This window comes from Pseudomonas sp. B329 (genome assembly GCF_023127835.1).
Lineage (GTDB): Bacteria > Pseudomonadota > Gammaproteobacteria > Pseudomonadales > Pseudomonadaceae > Aquipseudomonas > Aquipseudomonas synxantha_A.
In genome coordinates this window covers 452-837 of sequence record NZ_SPKP01000044.1, presented here as the reverse complement: position 1 = coordinate 837, position 386 = coordinate 452, and the positions used below count along the sequence as shown (strand labels likewise).

Sequence of the window (386 nt, the reverse complement as noted above, 5' to 3'; positions counted from 1 at the left end):
CCAGGTTCTCGAAATGCTCGCCACCGGTCACACCCTTGATAGCGGTGGTGACAGTTTGATCGCCTTTGTAGGCATCATCAGGAGCAATAACCGAAACGCTAGCGCTGGATTCGTTCACTCCGATGGTGATGGTTTCGCCGTTATCTAGAGTGACGGTCAACGGGTTGGTGATGTTGGTCACCGGCGCACCGTTTTTATCCACAAGGCTGGCGGTGTAAACGATGTTGCCGCCTTCACCTACGGTGGTGGTGGCGGTCAGGACCACATCAACTTTATCGATGGTGTCGTTGATCGTGGTGGTGGCGCCGTTGCCTGCAACTTCCAACTTCTCGAAGTTGCCGCCCGTGGTCTCGGTGATTTGAACGGTCTGCGTGCTTTTGTCGATG

At 54.9% G+C, this 386-nt stretch carries 1 protein-coding gene; it reads right to left on the bottom strand.

Translation table 11 applies throughout. The features are described from left to right. A partial coding sequence (locus E4P00_RS29055; protein WP_248132789.1) for an immunoglobulin-like domain-containing protein occupies nucleotides 1–386 on the bottom strand: 386 nt, incomplete at both ends.